This window comes from Pseudomonas sp. BTN1 (assembly GCF_001907715.1).
Taxonomy (GTDB): Bacteria; Pseudomonadota; Gammaproteobacteria; order Pseudomonadales; family Pseudomonadaceae; genus Aquipseudomonas; species Aquipseudomonas paracarnis.
Window position 1 is genome coordinate 248,804 of the sequence record NZ_MPBM01000019.1, and the last position, 16,038, is coordinate 264,841.

A 16,038-nucleotide genomic window follows, 5' to 3' on the forward strand; every position below is an offset into this window, starting at 1 on the left:
CAGACTCGACTCAGGGCGTGGCGAGGAAGTGGAGTGTGTTTTTCAGCGTTGCCCAGTGTGCCGCTTCGGCAGGGCCCAGGGGCTGGGTCTTTACGTAGCTCAGGGCAATCAGATTGCGGGTGCCAGGTATCTGCATCGCCAGCTGATACTGGTAAATGTTGTCGCTGCCTTTGTTGAAGTGGTTCTGCACTTCAAACGCATCGATGTCCTGCGCTGGGCCGACCTTGACCGCTTGTGCAGGGCTATAGCGCAGATCTTTGACCTGCTGCTCGAGTTTTTTCAGCTGGCCTTCAAAATTGCTTTGCAGGCTTTCGCCGTCCGCCAACGGGCTGCGGCTCACCACCAGGGTGGTGCCCAGCTTGGCGAACTTGAGGATATTGATCGAGGTGTCCTGCACTTCGGCATCAGGCAGGGTGAACTGGGCTTCGTTGATCAGGTAGTTCATGGTGAAGAAATCTCGTTATTGACCAGCACCGGGCTTACCGGGGAATTTTGACTCGACGGCGGACTTGATCGTGCTTTGCACGCCCTGGGCACCCGGCGAAGTGCCTTTGTCGCTGCCCAGGTTGATGTCCAGCTTGCCCTTCGTCTGGATCTTGCTGCTGCCGGTGGAAAACAGGTTGAACGAGCCACAGGTCAGGTTGATGTCGCCGCCAGCCTTGAGCTCAATCACGCTGTCGCCGCACACCAGGCGAAGACTCTCGCCGGCCTCGATGGTGTAACTCGTGGCGGCGCTGTCGGACTTGGCACCGCCCACGATCACCGTGTCGTTATTGCGCACAACCCGCAGGCGGTTACTGCCAATGGTCACCGTCTCGTTATGCCCAATATTCTTGTTGCGGTCATGCCCCACCGAGTGGCTTTCATCCACCTCCACCACGATGTCCTGGTTACGCTCGGCATGGATATACAACTGCTCCAAGCCCTTCTTGTCCTCCATGCGGATTTCATTGAAGTTGGCCGGCGTGCCGCCTTTGCTGGAGCGACTTTTCATGCCGCTCTGGGTGGCGTTCTCCGGCAAGTCGTAGGGCACCGTCTGCTCAGCGTTGTAGACCCGCCCGGTGATGATCGGTCGGTCGGGGTCGCCTTCGAGGAAGCTGACGATCACCTCTTGGCCGATGCGCGGAATCTGCATCGAGCCCCAGTTCTTGCCGGCCCAGGATTGCGACACACGAATCCAGCACGAGCTGTTCTCGTTGGATTGGTCGTGGCGGTCCCAGTAGAAATGCACCTTCACGCGGCCGTACTGGTCGGTCCAGATTTCCTCGCCCTTGGGGCCTACCACCAAGGCGGTCTGCGGGCCTTTGACGATGGGGCGGTGAGTATTGGCCAGCGGGCGGAAACTCTGTTGGGCGTCGATGCAGGTCAGGCTGCTTTCAAACTGCGCCGAGCCTGAACCGCCACCGCTTTCCAGGCTTTCTTGCACGATGAAGTAGCGGCAACCGACGATCAGGTACTCGCGGTTCTGGTCCTGGCGACTGAAACCGGTGAGGCTGAACAGATGGCCCGAGCCCAGCCCGCGCGCATTGCCGCTGAACTCAATCTGTTCATGCAGGGTTTGCAGGGCCTCGATGCGGGTGCGCGCATAGTGTTCGCCGTCGGCGCTTTGCACGTAGGTACCGGGGTAGTCGTACAGCGGGTAGTCGCCGGCGGTGTGCGGGCGCGGCATGGCCGAGCGCACGTCGATGCTCGCGCTGGGGCGCTGGAAGTCGTAGTCGTTGAGCTCCAGCGAGCCCGGCTGCACCTCCTGCGCCAGGTGCCAATTGTGCATATGGTCGCGTTCGCGCTGCTGCTCGTCCTTGGGGTAGTAGGGGATCGACGCGTAGCCGGGCACGCTGGTGTGGGCGCCATAGGCGTCGGCCAGCACCAGCACATGGCGGTCCTGTTCATGGCGGAAGAAGTAGTAGATGCCTTCCTGTTCCATCAGTCGGCTGACGAAATCGAAGCTGGTCTCGCGGTACTGCACGCAGTACTCCCACTCGCGATACGGCCGGCTGAGGGCGTCTTCAAAGTCGGAAAAACCCAGGTCACGGAACACCTGCTTGATGATCTGCGGGATGCTCAGGTTCTGGAAAATCCGGCAGTCGGAGGTGCGGCTGAGCAACCACAGCCAAGGGCGCAGGGTGACTTGGTAACTGGCGAACTGGCCTTTGTCGATGTTCTGGCTGCACCGCGCAACGATCCCGTGGAAATGCCGCTCGCCGCCGTCCGCCAGTTGCAGGCCGACGCTCATCGGTTTACCCAGCAATTGGTTCAGGTCGATGTTGGCGTCCAGGGACGTCAGTTGCAGCTCATAGTTGAACAGCCGGCCCAACTCTTCACCGCCGCCCATTTCGTTGAGCAGCAGCACATCCGGCCCGAGGGGGCTGTTGATCTTGGCCAGGCGTGAGGCTTGGTTGAATAGCATCGGTAGTCCCGTAAATACCGTCATCACTGACGGAACCGGATCAACTGTGGGAGCTGGCTTGCCTGCGATAGCGGTGGATCAGTCAACATCAATGCTGAATGTCAGACCGCTATCGCAGGCAAGCCAGCTCCCACACTGACCGTATTCCAACAATAATTATTCGGTGTCGCTGAAGTCGTAGTGCAGTTCATTATCCCGACTACTGATCCGCACCCCCGCCAGTGCCTTGCCTTCCAACATGCGCGTGAGGAACTCGCGGCTCATGTCCGGCAGCAGGCTGTTGGTCAGGATGGTGTCGATCATGCGCCCGCCGCTTTCGGTCTCGGTGCAGCGCGAGACGATCAGGTCGACCACTGCGTCGTCATACTCGAACGCGACTTTGTGGGTGTTCTCCACACGCTTCTTGATGCGGTTCAGTTGCAGGCGCGTGATCGCTTTGAGCATCTCATCGCTCAGCGGGTAGTACGGGATGGTCACCAGGCGACCGAGCAAGGCCGGCGGGAAAATCTCCAGCAGTGGCTGGCGCAGGGCCTTGGCGATTTCCTCGGGCTCGGGGATGTTCGCCGGGTCTTTGCATACCTGGGATATCAGCTCTGTCCCGGCATTGGTGGTCAGCAGGATCAAGGTGTTCTTGAAGTCGATCACCCGGCCCTCGCCGTCCTCCATCACGCCCTTGTCGAACACCTGGAAGAAAATCTCGTGCACGTCCGGGTGAGCTTTCTCCACCTCATCGAGCAGCACCACGCTGTAGGGTTTGCGCCGTACCGCTTCGGTCAGCACACCGCCTTCGCCGTAGCCGATATAGCCCGGAGGTGCGCCCTTGAGCGTGGACACGGTGTGGGCTTCCTGGAACTCGCTCATGTTGATGGTGATGACGTTCTGCTCACCGCCATACATGGCTTCGGCCAGGGCCAGGGCGGTTTCGGTCTTGCCCACACCCGAGGTGCCGGCCAGCATGAACACGCCAATCGGCTTGCTCGGGTTGTCGAGGCCGGCGCGGGAGGTCTGGATGCGCTTGGCGATCATCTGCAGGGCATGGTCCTGGCCGATGATGCGTTTCTTCAGGTGCTGGTCGAGGTTGAGCACAGTTTCCAGCTCATTGCGCGCCATGCGGCCCACCGGGATGCCGGTCCAGTCGGCGACCACCGAGGCCACGGCCTGGTAATCCACGGTCGGCAGGATCAACGGGGTTTCGCCTTGCAGGGCGGTGAGGCGCTGTTGCAGGTCGACCAATTGCGCACGCAACTCATCGTTGCCGCTGTCCACCACACCGGCTTTCTCGCGCAAGGTTGCGCGGGTGGCGAGCAGTTCATCCACCAAGGCTTTCTCTTCAGCCCAGCGGCTTTCCAGCGTGGCCAGACGCTCACGCTCGGCGGTCAGCAGCGCTTCGCTATTGGTTTGACGCGCACCAATGGCAATGCCGATCGCATGCTCACGGGCGATGATTTGCAACTCGGTTTCCAGGGCCTCGATACGCCGACGGCTGTCGTCCACTTCTGCTGGTACCGCGTGCAAGCTGATAGCGACGCGGGCGCAGGCGGTGTCCAGCAGGCTTACGGACTTGTCCGGCAACTGGCGCGCCGGAATATAGCGGTGGGAGAGCTTCACCGAGGCTTCAAGAGCTTCGTCGAGGATCTGCACCTGATGGTGTTTTTCCATGGTGGAAGCCACGCCGCGCATCATCAGCAGGGCCTTGTCTTCCGACGGTTCGGCAACCTGCACCACTTGGAAGCGGCGGGTCAGGGCCGGGTCTTTCTCGATGTGCTTTTTGTACTCGGCCCAGGTGGTGGCAGCCACGGTACGCAAGGTGCCACGGGCCAGGGCAGGCTTGAGCAGGTTGGCTGCGTCACCGGTGCCGGCAGCGCCACCGGCACCCACCAGGGTATGGGCTTCGTCGATAAACAGGATGATCGGCTTGGGCGAGGCCTGCACGTCTTCGATGACCTGGCGCAGGCGCTGTTCGAACTCGCCTTTCATGCTGGTGCCGGCTTGCAGCAAGCCCACGTCGAGGCTGCGCAGCTCCACGTCTTTCAAGGCGGGCGGCACGTCACCGGCGACGATGCGCAGGGCGAAACCTTCGACCACGGCGGTCTTGCCCACCCCGGCTTCACCGGTAAGGATCGGGTTGTTCTGGCGCCGACGCATGAGGATGTCCACCAGTTGTCGGATCTCCTCGTCACGGCCCACGATTGGGTCGAGCTTGCCGCTGCGGGCCTGTTCGGTCAGGTCCACAGTGAAACGCTTGAGCGCTTCCTGCTTGCCCATCGCGCTGGGCGCCATGGCACCGCTGGCCTCGCCTGGCACACCGGCATTGAAACCGTCGCTGGCGCTCAAGGCATTTTCCGGCGAGTCACCGACGTATTCGTCAAAGCGCTCGCTCAAGGCCTCGGCCTTGATCTTGTCGAACTCGCCGGACAGGCCCAGCAGCGCATGGCGCAGGCTCGGTGTCTTCAAGATGCCCAGCACCAGATAACCGGTGCGCACCTGGCTTTCGCCAAACATCAGGCTGCCATACACCCAGCCGCGTTCTACGGCCTCTTCCACATGGGAGGACAGGTCGGTGATCGACGTGGAGCCGCGCGGCAGGCGGTCCAGGGCTTCGGTGAGGTCGCGGGCCAGGCGCGCCGGCTCCACGTTGAACTGGCGGATGATGCGGTGCAGGTCGGAGTCCTGCAGTTGCAACAACTGGTGAAACCAGTGGGCCAGTTCCACATACGGATTGCCCCGTAATTTGCAGAACACGGTGGCGGCTTCGATGGCTTTGTAGGCCACGCTGTTGAGTTTGCCGAACAGTGCGGCGCGACTGATTTCACCCATGCTCTGGATTCCTTGAGGTGGTGGCGTGGTCGGCGTAATGCCGGGCCAGGATTAGGTCGTTGGCGTCATGCGCAGGTTGGCCGAGCCAGGTGTTGAAGCCCAGGCGGAACTGGCCGTTGAGTTGCAGCGCCGGTACTTCGGGTTGTTGCAAAACCAGGTTCAAGTCCCAGTCCAATTCATGGCCCAGGTACTCGGCCACCCAGGCCACCAGCTCGTTGAACGGCTGTTGGCCGGGCAGCATGCCCATGTAGTCATCCAGCGTGAGCGGGCCCAGGCGGATGCGGAATTTGTGCTGGCGGTCCCACACGTGGCTGCCCAGGCAGAAGTCCACGCCCAACTGGTTGGCGCTGACCCCCACGCGGCTGCGTTCGGGCAGTTCAAGCCATTGGCCGACGTATTCCTCGATCTCTACCGGCAGGCCGAAGTACTCGCCCAGGATCGCTTTCAAGCCATCCGGGTAGCGGGTTTGCGCCGACAGATGGCCGCTGTAATGCAGCTTCGCGGTATCGGGGATCAGCCCTTGATTGAGCAGGCTCGGCATCCCGCGGCCACTCAGGGCGGCGAGGCGGGCGGACCAGTAGTCATCGTCCGGGCGGTCATGGCTGACCGTTGGCCGCGCCTCGGCCCAGGCCCGATAGAACAGGGTCAGCAGGCGATGGTGGAATACATCCAGGAACTGCTTGCTGGTGCTGTCGGCGTTGTTGCGTTGGCGCTCGCGCACGTACTCGGTGATGTGCAGCGGCAGCGGCCCGTTGGGGCCGCCGAGGCCGAAGAAGAACTGCTCCAACCGCGCCGGCTTGCCGTCGCCACCGGGGGCGACCGAGGCGAGGGTGGCGGGTGCGAAGGTGCAATCGGCCTGCTGCCCCAGGCGCAGCGGATCATCGGCCAGGCGCAGGGAATGGCCCAGGCGTGGCAGCTCGGGCGTTTCGCACTCGATGCGCCGCAATGCCTGGAAGAAGTCATATTCCCAGGGCTCCTGGTGCATCGCGTCCAGGGTTCTCACAGGGTCGGACGCCGTCCGGGCTTGGCTTTCCATCGCATGATCTCGCCGCGTTCGGTGGTACGGATCACCGTCTCGGTAAAGCTGTTGATCGACACGTAGCGTGCCAGGAAGCGCTCCAGCACTGCACCGAGCAGGAACACGCCGGTGCCGCGAAACGCGTTTTCATCGAACTCCAGGGTGATTTCCAGGCCGCGGCCAAACACAATCGGGCCAGGCATCGGCAGGCGTCGGGTCACCGCCTTGCTGCTGACTTCGCGCAGGCCTTCGATCTGCAATTGCAGGGCGGCGTCATTGCTGTCGCCGTACAGGCGCAGCAATTCGCGCAAGGCGCCGGCGCCCTGGCCCTGTTCGCTCAAGGAGAGGTAGTTGAGCGACAACTGGCTGATCAGGCGCCAGGCCTTGGCGTCATGTGCGTGGCTGGCACGCGGGCGGCTTGGCCCGGCGACGCATCGCACGGCCAGTACCGGCGCGCTGTCGGCCAGGGTGAAGTCGGTCTTGCCGTTGCCCACGCTCATGAACAGCGGCAGGTCCCGGTTGGTGCACAGCGCCGTCACGCCCAGTTGGCGCAGGTCATGGCGATACGGCGCCTGGCGGCTGTCCACCAGGCTGACGAAGGTTTCACTGCCCACATAAGTGGAGCGTGGGCCATTGCGGCGTTGGTCGCTGGACAGCACCCGTGGCTCGCGGCGCACGCTGTAATACGCCTGGTCGCGGCCATAGCGCGACGGATCGCGCACTGCGTAGAACGGCAAGAACGGCTGCTCCGGTCCGGTGCCATGGCCGGTAATGCCGCTCAAGGAGTGAATCTCGAAATCCATCGGCCGCGTACGGTCGGCGATCACATGGTGTTCATTGACCCGGTCGGACAAGTGGATGCGGTCCACGCGCTTGGGGAACAGGTTGATGGCGGGCGTGCAGAACGGCAAGAACTGCGCCGCGCCGACACTGCCTTCCAGGCTCGGTTCGTGGCGGTCGAACAACACGATCAGTTCCAGCTCCTGGCCGTCACACCGCTTGACCGCGCGTCTCAACTCGGCGAACTCAACGAACAGGAAGCGATGGGGCAGGGCGAAGTACTCCTGCAACAGGCGATAGCCCTGGAACGCCCGCGCCACCACCGGCATGGCCGCATCGGCATCATCGAGCCCCCGCGAACGCAACGCGCCCTGGGGCAGGCGCTCGACCCAATCGCCACCGGGCTGGCGCGCAAACACCGTGCAGGCATTGCCCAGCAGTTGTTCGTAGAGGCGAAACGGTTGTTCATCAGCGCCGCTCAGGTACAGCGGCAAGGTATCCAGGTCGAGGCTGTTGAACGGCAGCTCGGCACCGGTGCGCAGGGTCAGGCGCAGGCCGGCCTTGGCTTTCGGTTCGCTGGCGGCCAGGCGTCCGAGCACGGCGGCGGGGTTGCCGAAATATTCGGCGTTGCTGACCTGCAACGGCCACAGCGTCACCGGGTGCGCGGTGCGGTACTCGCAGCAGGTCTGGGTTTCACGGCCCAAGGCGGCACGCAGCACCGTGTCACGGGGCAACGGGAAACCGCCAGCCAGGGAGCCTTCATCGGGGTCGGTCTGCAATTGCACCACGGTCATCGACGGCGTCGGTGCCAGGTAGTGCGGGTAGGCGATTTCCAGCAAGTTGTGGGTGAAGGTCGGGTACTCGGCGTCGAGCTTGAGCTGCACGCGGGCCGTGAGATAGGCGAAGCCTTCAAGCAAACGTTCGACGTACGGGTCGGCGCAGTCCATGCCGGACAGGGTCAGCCGACTGGCGATCTTCGGGTATTCCTTGGCGAACTCGGCGGCGCTTTCGCGCACGTGGTGCAGTTCCTGGTTGTACAGCTCCAGCAGGCGCGGATTCATGGGCGTCTCCGCTGGTCGGCATTGAGCACGCGCACATGGCCGGACTCCAGGTCCACGTCGGTCTGCAACAGCAAACGCAACGGCACCGGCTGTGCCCACAGGTCGCCTTCAATCTCGAAACTCAGGGCGTTGTGATTCATCTCGCCATGGCCCATGCGCGCCTTGACCCGCAATGTGTGGCGCAAAATACGCGGCTCGAAAGTGGCGATGGCCTGGTAAATCAAGGCTTCTAGGGCTTTGATATCGACGCTCGACGCGCTGTTGCCCGCCAGTGCTGGCAGGCCGTAATTGACCACCGAAGTGCCGGCCGGGGTGTGCAGCGTGGCATCGGTATCGAGTAACGAGGTGGTGTTAAGCAACCACGCCAGGTCACGCAGCACCGAGGCCTTCAATTGGGTCAGGGACAGCACGCGTTTGTCGGCGCTTTCCTTGGGGTTGGTCGGGTCGTCGTCGGTCAACCGGTCCAGCAGGGACGGTTGCAGACGGTCGCGGGAAGCGATTTCAGTTACCACCAAAGCAGCTCCACGGACGGGTTGCGAGAGGGACACAATGGCCGTGGCACCGGGCCACGGCCACAAGGGCTATCAGCGTTTGGTGTTGGAGCGGATGTTCCAGCCAAACTTGATGGCGCCGCCGTCTTTGGTGCCGTCGGCTTTCTGCGGCTGGTAGTCGACCATCACTTGGGCGAAGTTCAGGGTGACGTTTTCGGTCAGGCGATCATCGCTGCCCGAACCGCCGGTGCTCAAGGAGGTGACCAGCACTTCTTCCAGGTTGATCACCATGTACTCGACCTGGCTCTCGCCACCGGCCTTGCGCACGGTCAGCTTGACCTTGTCGATGTGCTTGCCGCTGGCGCAGTGCATCATCAGGTTGGGCGAAGCCTTGTCGACGTACTTGGTCAGCGACAGGTCCTGGATATTCACCTTGCCCGCGCCACCGCCACCGCCGACGTGCATGTTGCCGGACTGGGACATGCCCCAGCTCCAGTTCAACACATCGATTTCGTCCTTGTGGGCCTTGTCCATGGACTCGCCCTTGATGTCGCCGATCTTGATGAAAATATCAACAGCCATGTTTTCTCCCTGTGTGGCCCATGCCACTTGATTGGGTGATCGTTCCCACGCTCTGCGTGGTAACGCATCCTGTGACGCTACGCGTCACCGGGACGCAGAGCGTCCCGGGCGGCATTCCCACGCGGAGCGTGGGAACGAGCTAGCTCAATCGTTACTTATGCGCTTTTTGCCGAAGGCAGTTTCGATACCAGGCGCAACGACACCGTCAGCCCTTCAAGCTGATAGTGCGGGCGCAGGTAGAACTTGGAGTTGTAATACCCCGGGTTGCCTTCGACTTCTTCCACGATCACTTCGGCCGCCGCCAACGGGTGCTGGGCCTTGGTGGTTTCGGTGGAGTGCGCCGGGTCGCCGTCGACGTAGTTGAGGATCCAGTCCTGCAACCAGCGCTGCATTTCGTCCTTCTCTTTGAAGGAGCCGACCTTGTCGCGCACGATGCACTTCAAGTAGTGGGCGAAACGGCAGGTGGCGAACAGGTACGGCAGGCGTGCGGCCAGGTTGGCGTTGGCGGTGGCGTCCGGGTCGTCGTATTCGGCAGGCTTTTGCAGCGACTGGGCGCCAATGAACGCGGCGAAGTCGGTGTTTTTCTTGTGCAGCAGCGGCATGAAACCGTTCTTCGCCAGTTCCGCTTCACGGCGGTCACTGATGGCGATTTCGGTCGGGCACTTCATGTCCACGCCACCGTCATCGGTAGGGAACGTGTGGGCCGGCAGGTTTTCCACTTCACCACCAGACTCGATACCGCGGATGCGCGAGCACCAGCCGTAGTGCTTGAACGAACGGTTGATGTTCACTGCCATGGCGTAGGCGGCGTTGGCCCAGGTGTACTTGGAGCTGTCGGCGCCGTCGGTGTTTTCTTCGAAGGCGAAGGCTTCTACCGGGTCGGTCTTGGCGCCGTACGGCAGGCGTGCCAGGAAGCGCGGCATGGTCAGGCCGATGTAGCGCGAATCTTCCGATTCACGCAGCGAGCGCCAGCCGGCGTATTCCGGGGTGGTGAAGATCTTGGTCAGGTCGCGTGGGTTCGACAGTTCCTGCCACGAACCCATGCCCATCACGGTCGGCGAGGCCGCAGCGATGAAAGGCGAGTGCATGGCGGCGCAGACTTTTGACAGCTCGCCCAGCAGTTCCACGTCGGGCGGCGACTGGTCGAAGTAGTAGTCACCCACCAGGCAGCCGTAAGGTTCGCCACCGAACTGGCCGTATTCTTCTTCGTACATCTTCTTGAAGATCGGGCTCTGGTCCCACGCGGTGCCCTTGAATTTCTTCAGGGTCTTGTGCAGGTCTGTCTTGGAGATGTTGAGCACGCGAATCTTCAGTTGCTCATCGCTCTCGGTGTTATTGACCAGGTAATGCAGGCCACGCCAGGCGCTTTCCAGTTGTTGGAAATCCTGGTGGTGGATGATCTGGTTGACCTGGGCGGTGAGCTTGGCGTCGATGGCGGCGATGATCGATTCGATCGACTTGATCGCGTCGTTGGACACCAGCTCGGTTTGCGCCAGGGCCTGTTCAGCCAGGGTGCGCACCGCGGTTTCAACGGCTTCGCGGGCACGCTCGGTCTTGGGTTTGAATTCTTGCAGCAGCAGGTTCGCGAACTCGCTGGCTTCTTCGGTGGTACCCAGGATCTGGCTGCCTTCGCGGGCGGTATTGTCCGTCATGATTACTGCTCCCCTGCAGGCTTGGGCGCGCTGGCAAGTGCCTGAAGCAATGCCGGGTCCTTGATCGCCTTCATGATGATTTCTTCAGCGCCAGTCTTGCCGTCCATGTAGGTCAGCAGGTTGGCCAATTGGGTGCGGGCTTCGAGCAGCTGATTCAAGGAGTCGACCTTGCGGGCCACGGCGGCCGGGCTGAAGTCGTCCATGCTTTCGAAGGTGATGTCCAGGCTCAGGTTGCCTTCGCCTGTCAGCTCATTGGGTACGTGGAACGCGACGCGTGGCTGCATGGCCTTGAGGCGTGAGTCGAAGTTGTCGACGTCCACCTCAAGGAACTTGCGGTCGGCCACGGGGGCCAGCGGCTCGGCAGGCTTGCCGGCGAGGTCGGCCATCACGCCCATCACGAAGGGCAGCTGGACCTTTTTCTCGGCGCCGTAAAGCTCGACGTCGTACTCGATCTGCACTCGAGGCGCACGGTTGCGCGCGATGAATTTCTGAGAACTTTGCTTCGCCACGTTGCTGCTCCTGGTCGCTTGAGCGACGGTGTTGTTACTGCACGGTCCGGCGGCTTACTCGCTTTCGGGGCCGCGCAGGTTTTCAAATTGGGACATGCCATCGGGAATCAGATTGCGCACGATGGCCGCAAAGTCGGCATGTACCAGATTCTTGGCTCGGTTCAACAGCACCGGCAGCGGGCTCGAAGGCTCGTGGCGGGTGTAGTACGCGAGGATTTTGTCGAGGCTGCGCAGCACATCGTCGCGGGTGGCGATGTCGCCAGAAGGGCGAGGAGCTGCGGGCGCGGCGGCGTTATCGACCGAGGGGGCATTGTCTTCACTGACGGCCTCGGGATCGCTGCTGCTGTCGGTGCCTGGCACCGCTTGGTTGAGTAGTTGCAGGGCCTGTTTGAGCGGCTGCTTCAAGGCGCTGAGGTCCACGCCCTGGGCGGAACCGACTTGGTCATTGACCTGTTGCTCAATGGCCTCGCACGCCGCACGCGCCGCGCTCAAGGCGTCACGGGTGGCTTGCAGTTGTTCGGGGTCGCTGTCCAGGAACGCGGCGTTGAGTTGCTGGTTGCCCAACTGCTCATCGGCAAAACTCTGCAGGCCGCTGGCGTTGAGCGCTGCGCGCAGGGTCACGGGCCCGAAGGTGCGCGAGCGCGTCAGGATGCTTTCGCGCAGCAGACGAATATTGGTCTCGCAGGTCAGGCCGGTAAGGGCGTTGATGCGCACGGTGGGGTCGTTGTCATCGTCGGCATCCAGGCGCGGGTGCAGCTCGGCCCAGTATTGGCGCAGCAAGGCGTCGATCAGCGTGAGGACTTCGGCCAGCCCGGCCACACCCTGGAGGGCGAGGGTGCTTTGCAGCAGAAAGTGGGTGATGCGCAGGTCTTTGCTGCGCTGCAACAGGTCGAGGCTTTGCTGCTGGATGCTGCGCCACTCGGGCGGCTCAGCGGGCAGGATCGAGTCGCCCATGCTGCGTTCGGGTTGGCCCTTGGCATCACGTTCCAATTGCAGAAATTGCGCGTCATATTCCATGTCCTCGCCACAGGGCGACGTCGCGGAAACGGCGGTGAGCAGCAACGGCACATCCACTGAATTCGATCTCCTTATCGGCCCGCTGGATGGCGGGCAACGCATGCATTAGTTGCGTAATGAACTTTGCATGTTTTCTTGGTCATATACTCAGTGTGCCACTACTGCGCCACCACTGATGTTCAAGAAGTTGTGCATTTTTGGTGTAGTACTTATGGCTTGTCAAGGTAAGCTATTCGCCCTCTGTGACAGATGTGCGGTGTTTAACAACCTGCGCGACTGGCGAGTCGAAAGGCGCGCCCAGAGCGGTTTTTTGTCATGGAAGCCAGTTAAGATCAGCGATCATGCTGGTAAAAGCAGATTTTGGCGGTCGTTTGTACGACAGGACGGGACTCTCCAGGGCGGTGCTGCCTCCTGGGTAGACTGCGCGCGATGTATCAGCAAGGAGGCAAGATGTCGCTGTGTTTGACTATCACTAGTTATCACAAGATCACACCTGGGCAATGCCCCGAAAAGTCCATGGATCAGGGCGTGATGGCTATTGGCCGCAGTTCTGACAATGACTGGGTATTGCCCGACCCTGAGCGTCTCGTCTCTTCGCAACATTGCGTTATTCAATACAAAGATGGCCGTTATTATTTGACCGATAACAGCACCAATGGTGTGGAGTTGGTCAAGGCGGGTATTCGTATGCGTCGGGGTAACAGCGAGCCGTTGCAAGACGGTGAATTGATCCGCATCGGCGATTACGAAATCCAGGCGCGTATCGACTTCAACGTGCAGGCCATCGACAGCCAGCCATTTGCCGGCGACTCACCCAATAGCTTTGAAGCGCTGATGGGCGCCGTGGCGAGCCAACCTGCGCCCACGCCGATGATCGCGCCGCAGTTCCAGGGCGCCTCGGCCATGGAAACTTTGCCAGACCTGTTCGACTTCCTCAGCCCCACCGCCGTGCCGCCGCCCACCGTGGCGGACCATGTGCCGTCCGAGCAACACGATTTTCGCCCCCCGGCCCCAGTGGCCGTACCGGCGCCCGAAAAGCCATTGGTGCAAGGCTCGGTGATTCCCGAAGACTGGGACCTGTTCGGCGACGCGCCCGCGCCCGTGGTCAATGCTGCGCCCGCCCCAGACCCGATCATCCCGCCGCCACCTGTGGTCGAGCCTGTTGCGCTCCCCGTGGCCAATGCCGAGCCACAACCGGACCTCCTGCAAGCCTTTCTGCGCGGTGCGGGCCTGGACCAGTTGCGCCTGGACAAAGCCGACGCTTGCGCGCAGATGGAAAGCATCGGCCGCAGCTACCGGCTGATGGTCGAGGGCCTGATCGACGTACTGCGCGCCCGTGCCAGCCTCAAGGGCGAGTTTCGCATGCAGCAGACGATGATCCGCCCCGCCGAAAACAACCCGTTGAAATTCGCCCCGAATGCCGATGAAGCGTTACTGCTGTTGCTGCGTCATGGCAACCAGGCGTTTATGGCGCCGGACCTCGCCGTACGTGACAGTTTCGACGACCTGCGCGCCCACCAGTTGGCCGTGATGGCTGGCGTGGAAGCGGCGATCAAACACCTGCTCACGCGCTTTGAACCGGCGCAATTGGAGGAGCGCATGGGCAAACCCGGCGGCCTCTCGAGTCTGTTCAACGGTTCGCGCCAGGCCCAGTACTGGCAGCAGTTCACCGAGCTCTACAGCAACATTTCCCGCGAGGCCCAGGACGATTTCCAGGACCTGTTCGGTCGCGAATTCAGCCGGGCCTACGAAGAACACAGTGCACGACAGCGACGCTGAAAACGCCTCGCACCAATGGATAAAACGGATAGCTAAATACGTCATTGAGGACGCAGGATGATTCCCAGGTTTTTACTCGCAGCCGCCACCGCGCTGCTGCTGACGGCGTGTGCCAACGACACTGCCAAACCCCAGGCGGCTGCCGAGGCCGAAGCTGACACGGCCGCCGTTGAGCTGCATTTTCATGCGATTGCCGGGCTTAACCCCGGTGCCAACGGCCAGGCCGCGCCGGTGCGGGTGCGCATTTTCGAATTGAAAAACGCCGCGACCTTTTCACGCTCCGATTACTTCGCCCTGGCGGACCGTGCGCAATCGACCCTCGGCCTCGACCTGCTGGACCAGGACGAAGTGATGGTGCAGCCCGGCCAACAACTGAGCCTGCAGCGCGATCTCGACCCGTCCACGCGCCAGATCGGCTTGCTGGTGGGCTACCGCGAGTTGGACCGTGCGCAATGGCGCACGGTCATCAACGTGCCGCCGCGCCAATACAGCGAATACCAGATCAGCCTCGACGTGCATGCCGTGCGCGCCGACGTCGTGGCTTCCCCATCCAGCCCAGCCCAATAACAAGCAATCGGAGCCCCCATGTCCTGGAACAATCGCGTGGTCTGGTCGGAAGGCATGTTCATCGGAACGCAGCACTTCCAGCAGCATGACCGTTACCTGGAAAACCTGATCGATGCCCGCAGCCGTCCGTTGTCAGCGGGTGCCTGGGGGTTCTCCGAACTGCTGATCGACCAGGGCCTGCTGGCCCAGGGCAAGCTGGCGATTGTGTCGGCCCGCGGCCTGCTGCCCGATGGCACGCCGTTCAATATTCCCCAGGACGACCTGGCGCCGAGCCCGTTGAACATCGACGACAACCTGCGCGACGGCCTGGTGTACCTGGCCCTGCCGCTCAAGCGCGCCGGCGCCCGTGACACGGTGGACGAGGGTGAAGCCCTGGAAGCGGCGCGCTACGTGAGCCAGGTGCGTGAAGTGCGCGACGACAACGCCCCGTTCGAAAACCGTGCACCGGTGGCGGTGGGGTCGCGGGCATTGCGCCTGCTGACGGCGCAGGACGGCATCAGCGACTACGCCGCCATCGGCCTGGTACGCATCAAGGAAAAGCGTGCCGACCGTGCGTTGGTGCTCGATGACACTTACATCCCGCCCGTGCTGGACGTGGCCGCAAGCAAGCCGCTGACGGCCTTTCGCAGCGAACTGCTGGGCCTGTTGCACCAGCGTGGCGAAGCCCTGGCCGGCCGCGTGGTGGCCTCGGGTGCCGGGGGTGCCTCTGAGATCGCCGACTTCATGCTGTTGCAACTGGTCAACCGCGCCCAGCCGCTGATCCAGCACTTCAGCCAGTTGAGCCCGTTGCACCCGGAGCGCTTCTTCAGCGAACTGGTCAGCCTGGCCGGTGAGTTTTCCACCTTCTCAACCTCCAGCCGCCGTCCACACGAATACCCGCAGTACCAGCACGACGACCTGGCCCTGAGCTTCATGCCGGTGATGGCGGCCCTGCGTGAAGCGCTGTCGATGCTCATCGACAGCAAGGCCACGCCGATCCCCATTGTGGAGAAAGCCTACGGCATCCATGTGGCGATGTTGGCCGACAAGACCCTGCTCGACAACGCCAGTTTCATCCTCGTGGTACGCGCCGATGTGCCCGGCGAAACCCTGCGTGCGCGTTTCGGCCAGCAGAGCAAGGTCGGCTCGGTGGAGCACATCCGCGACATGGTCAACCTGCAACTTCCGGGCATCGGCCTGCTGCCGTTGCCGGTGGCGCCACGCCAGTTGCCTTACCACGCTGGCAGCACCTACTACGAGCTGGACCGTGGCAGCGAGCACTGGCAGCAGCTGAATAATTCCGGCGGTTTCGCCTTCCATATCGCCGGGCAGTTCCCGGGCTTGAACCTGGCCTTCTGGGCGATCCGAGGATAATTGGC

The 16,038-nt window shown here is 62.3% G+C and carries 13 protein-coding genes; 3 read left to right on the forward strand and 10 right to left on the reverse strand.

The annotated features are described in order from the left end of the window. Positions 1-10 precede the first annotated feature (10 nt). The 10 genes from BMH52_RS08760 to tssA all read right to left on the reverse strand — a co-directional run bounded on the left by BMH52_RS08760 (position 11) and on the right by tssA (position 12,391). Positions 11-445 (reverse strand): DcrB-related protein, encoded by a 435-nt coding sequence (locus BMH52_RS08760; RefSeq protein WP_014720504.1) that lies wholly within the window; start codon positions 443-445, stop codon positions 11-13. Between the two features lie 15 nt (positions 446-460). Next, positions 461-2,407 (reverse strand): type VI secretion system Vgr family protein, encoded by a 1,947-nt coding sequence (locus tag BMH52_RS08765; protein ID WP_014720503.1) that lies wholly within the window; start codon positions 2,405-2,407, stop codon positions 461-463. A 156-nt stretch (positions 2,408-2,563) separates the two neighbouring features. Continuing rightward, the gene (gene tssH / locus BMH52_RS08770) at positions 2,564-5,224 is read right to left on the reverse strand and encodes a type VI secretion system ATPase TssH (RefSeq protein WP_073843415.1); all 2,661 of its coding nucleotides are present in this window, start codon (positions 5,222-5,224) and stop codon (positions 2,564-2,566) included. After that, positions 5,217-6,260, reverse strand: a complete 1,044-nt coding sequence (tssG, locus tag BMH52_RS08775) for a type VI secretion system baseplate subunit TssG (RefSeq protein ID WP_073843417.1) — start codon at positions 6,258-6,260, stop codon at positions 5,217-5,219. Before tssG ends, tssH begins: the two co-directional genes overlap by 8 nt. Beyond that, on the reverse strand, positions 6,224-8,083 hold the full coding sequence (gene tssF / locus BMH52_RS08780) for a type VI secretion system baseplate subunit TssF (protein WP_073843419.1): 1,860 nt from the start codon (positions 8,081-8,083) through the stop codon (positions 6,224-6,226). Before tssF ends, tssG begins: the two co-directional genes overlap by 37 nt. Then, positions 8,080-8,595, reverse strand: coding sequence for a type VI secretion system baseplate subunit TssE (tssE, locus tag BMH52_RS08785; protein WP_003195563.1), 516 nt, complete (start codon positions 8,593-8,595; stop codon positions 8,080-8,082). Before tssE ends, tssF begins: the two co-directional genes overlap by 4 nt. A gap of 72 nt (positions 8,596-8,667) precedes the next feature. Next, on the reverse strand, positions 8,668-9,156 hold the full coding sequence (locus tag BMH52_RS08790; protein WP_003195562.1) for a type VI secretion system tube protein Hcp: 489 nt from the start codon (positions 9,154-9,156) through the stop codon (positions 8,668-8,670). A 155-nt stretch (positions 9,157-9,311) separates the two neighbouring features. Then, entirely contained in the window at positions 9,312-10,808 is a 1,497-nt protein-coding gene (tssC, locus tag BMH52_RS08795) for a type VI secretion system contractile sheath large subunit (protein WP_073843420.1), read from the reverse strand. A 2-nt stretch (positions 10,809-10,810) separates the two neighbouring features. Further along, on the reverse strand, positions 10,811-11,317 hold the full coding sequence (gene tssB / locus BMH52_RS08800; RefSeq protein WP_003195557.1) for a type VI secretion system contractile sheath small subunit: 507 nt from the start codon (positions 11,315-11,317) through the stop codon (positions 10,811-10,813). Positions 11,318-11,371: 54 nt separating this feature from the next. Then, on the reverse strand, positions 11,372-12,391 hold the full coding sequence (tssA, locus tag BMH52_RS08805) for a type VI secretion system protein TssA (RefSeq protein ID WP_003195555.1): 1,020 nt from the start codon (positions 12,389-12,391) through the stop codon (positions 11,372-11,374). Positions 12,392-12,784: 393 nt separating this feature from the next. Here tssA and tagH point away from each other — a divergent pair, with 393 nt between their 5' ends. Genes tagH through tssK form a run of 3 tightly spaced genes read left to right on the forward strand, consistent with a single transcriptional unit; the run spans position 12,785 to position 16,033 of the window. Next, a complete protein-coding gene (gene tagH, locus BMH52_RS08810; RefSeq protein ID WP_014720498.1) occupies positions 12,785-14,113 on the forward strand; it encodes a type VI secretion system-associated FHA domain protein TagH in 1,329 nt (442 codons plus the stop codon). A 57-nt stretch (positions 14,114-14,170) separates the two neighbouring features. Next, the gene (gene tssJ / locus BMH52_RS08815) at positions 14,171-14,680 is read left to right on the forward strand and encodes a type VI secretion system lipoprotein TssJ (RefSeq protein ID WP_019818127.1); all 510 of its coding nucleotides are present in this window, start codon (positions 14,171-14,173) and stop codon (positions 14,678-14,680) included. An 18-nt stretch (positions 14,681-14,698) separates the two neighbouring features. Then, positions 14,699-16,033, forward strand: a complete 1,335-nt coding sequence (gene tssK / locus BMH52_RS08820; protein WP_019818126.1) for a type VI secretion system baseplate subunit TssK — start codon at positions 14,699-14,701, stop codon at positions 16,031-16,033. Positions 16,034-16,038: the final 5 nt, after the last annotated feature.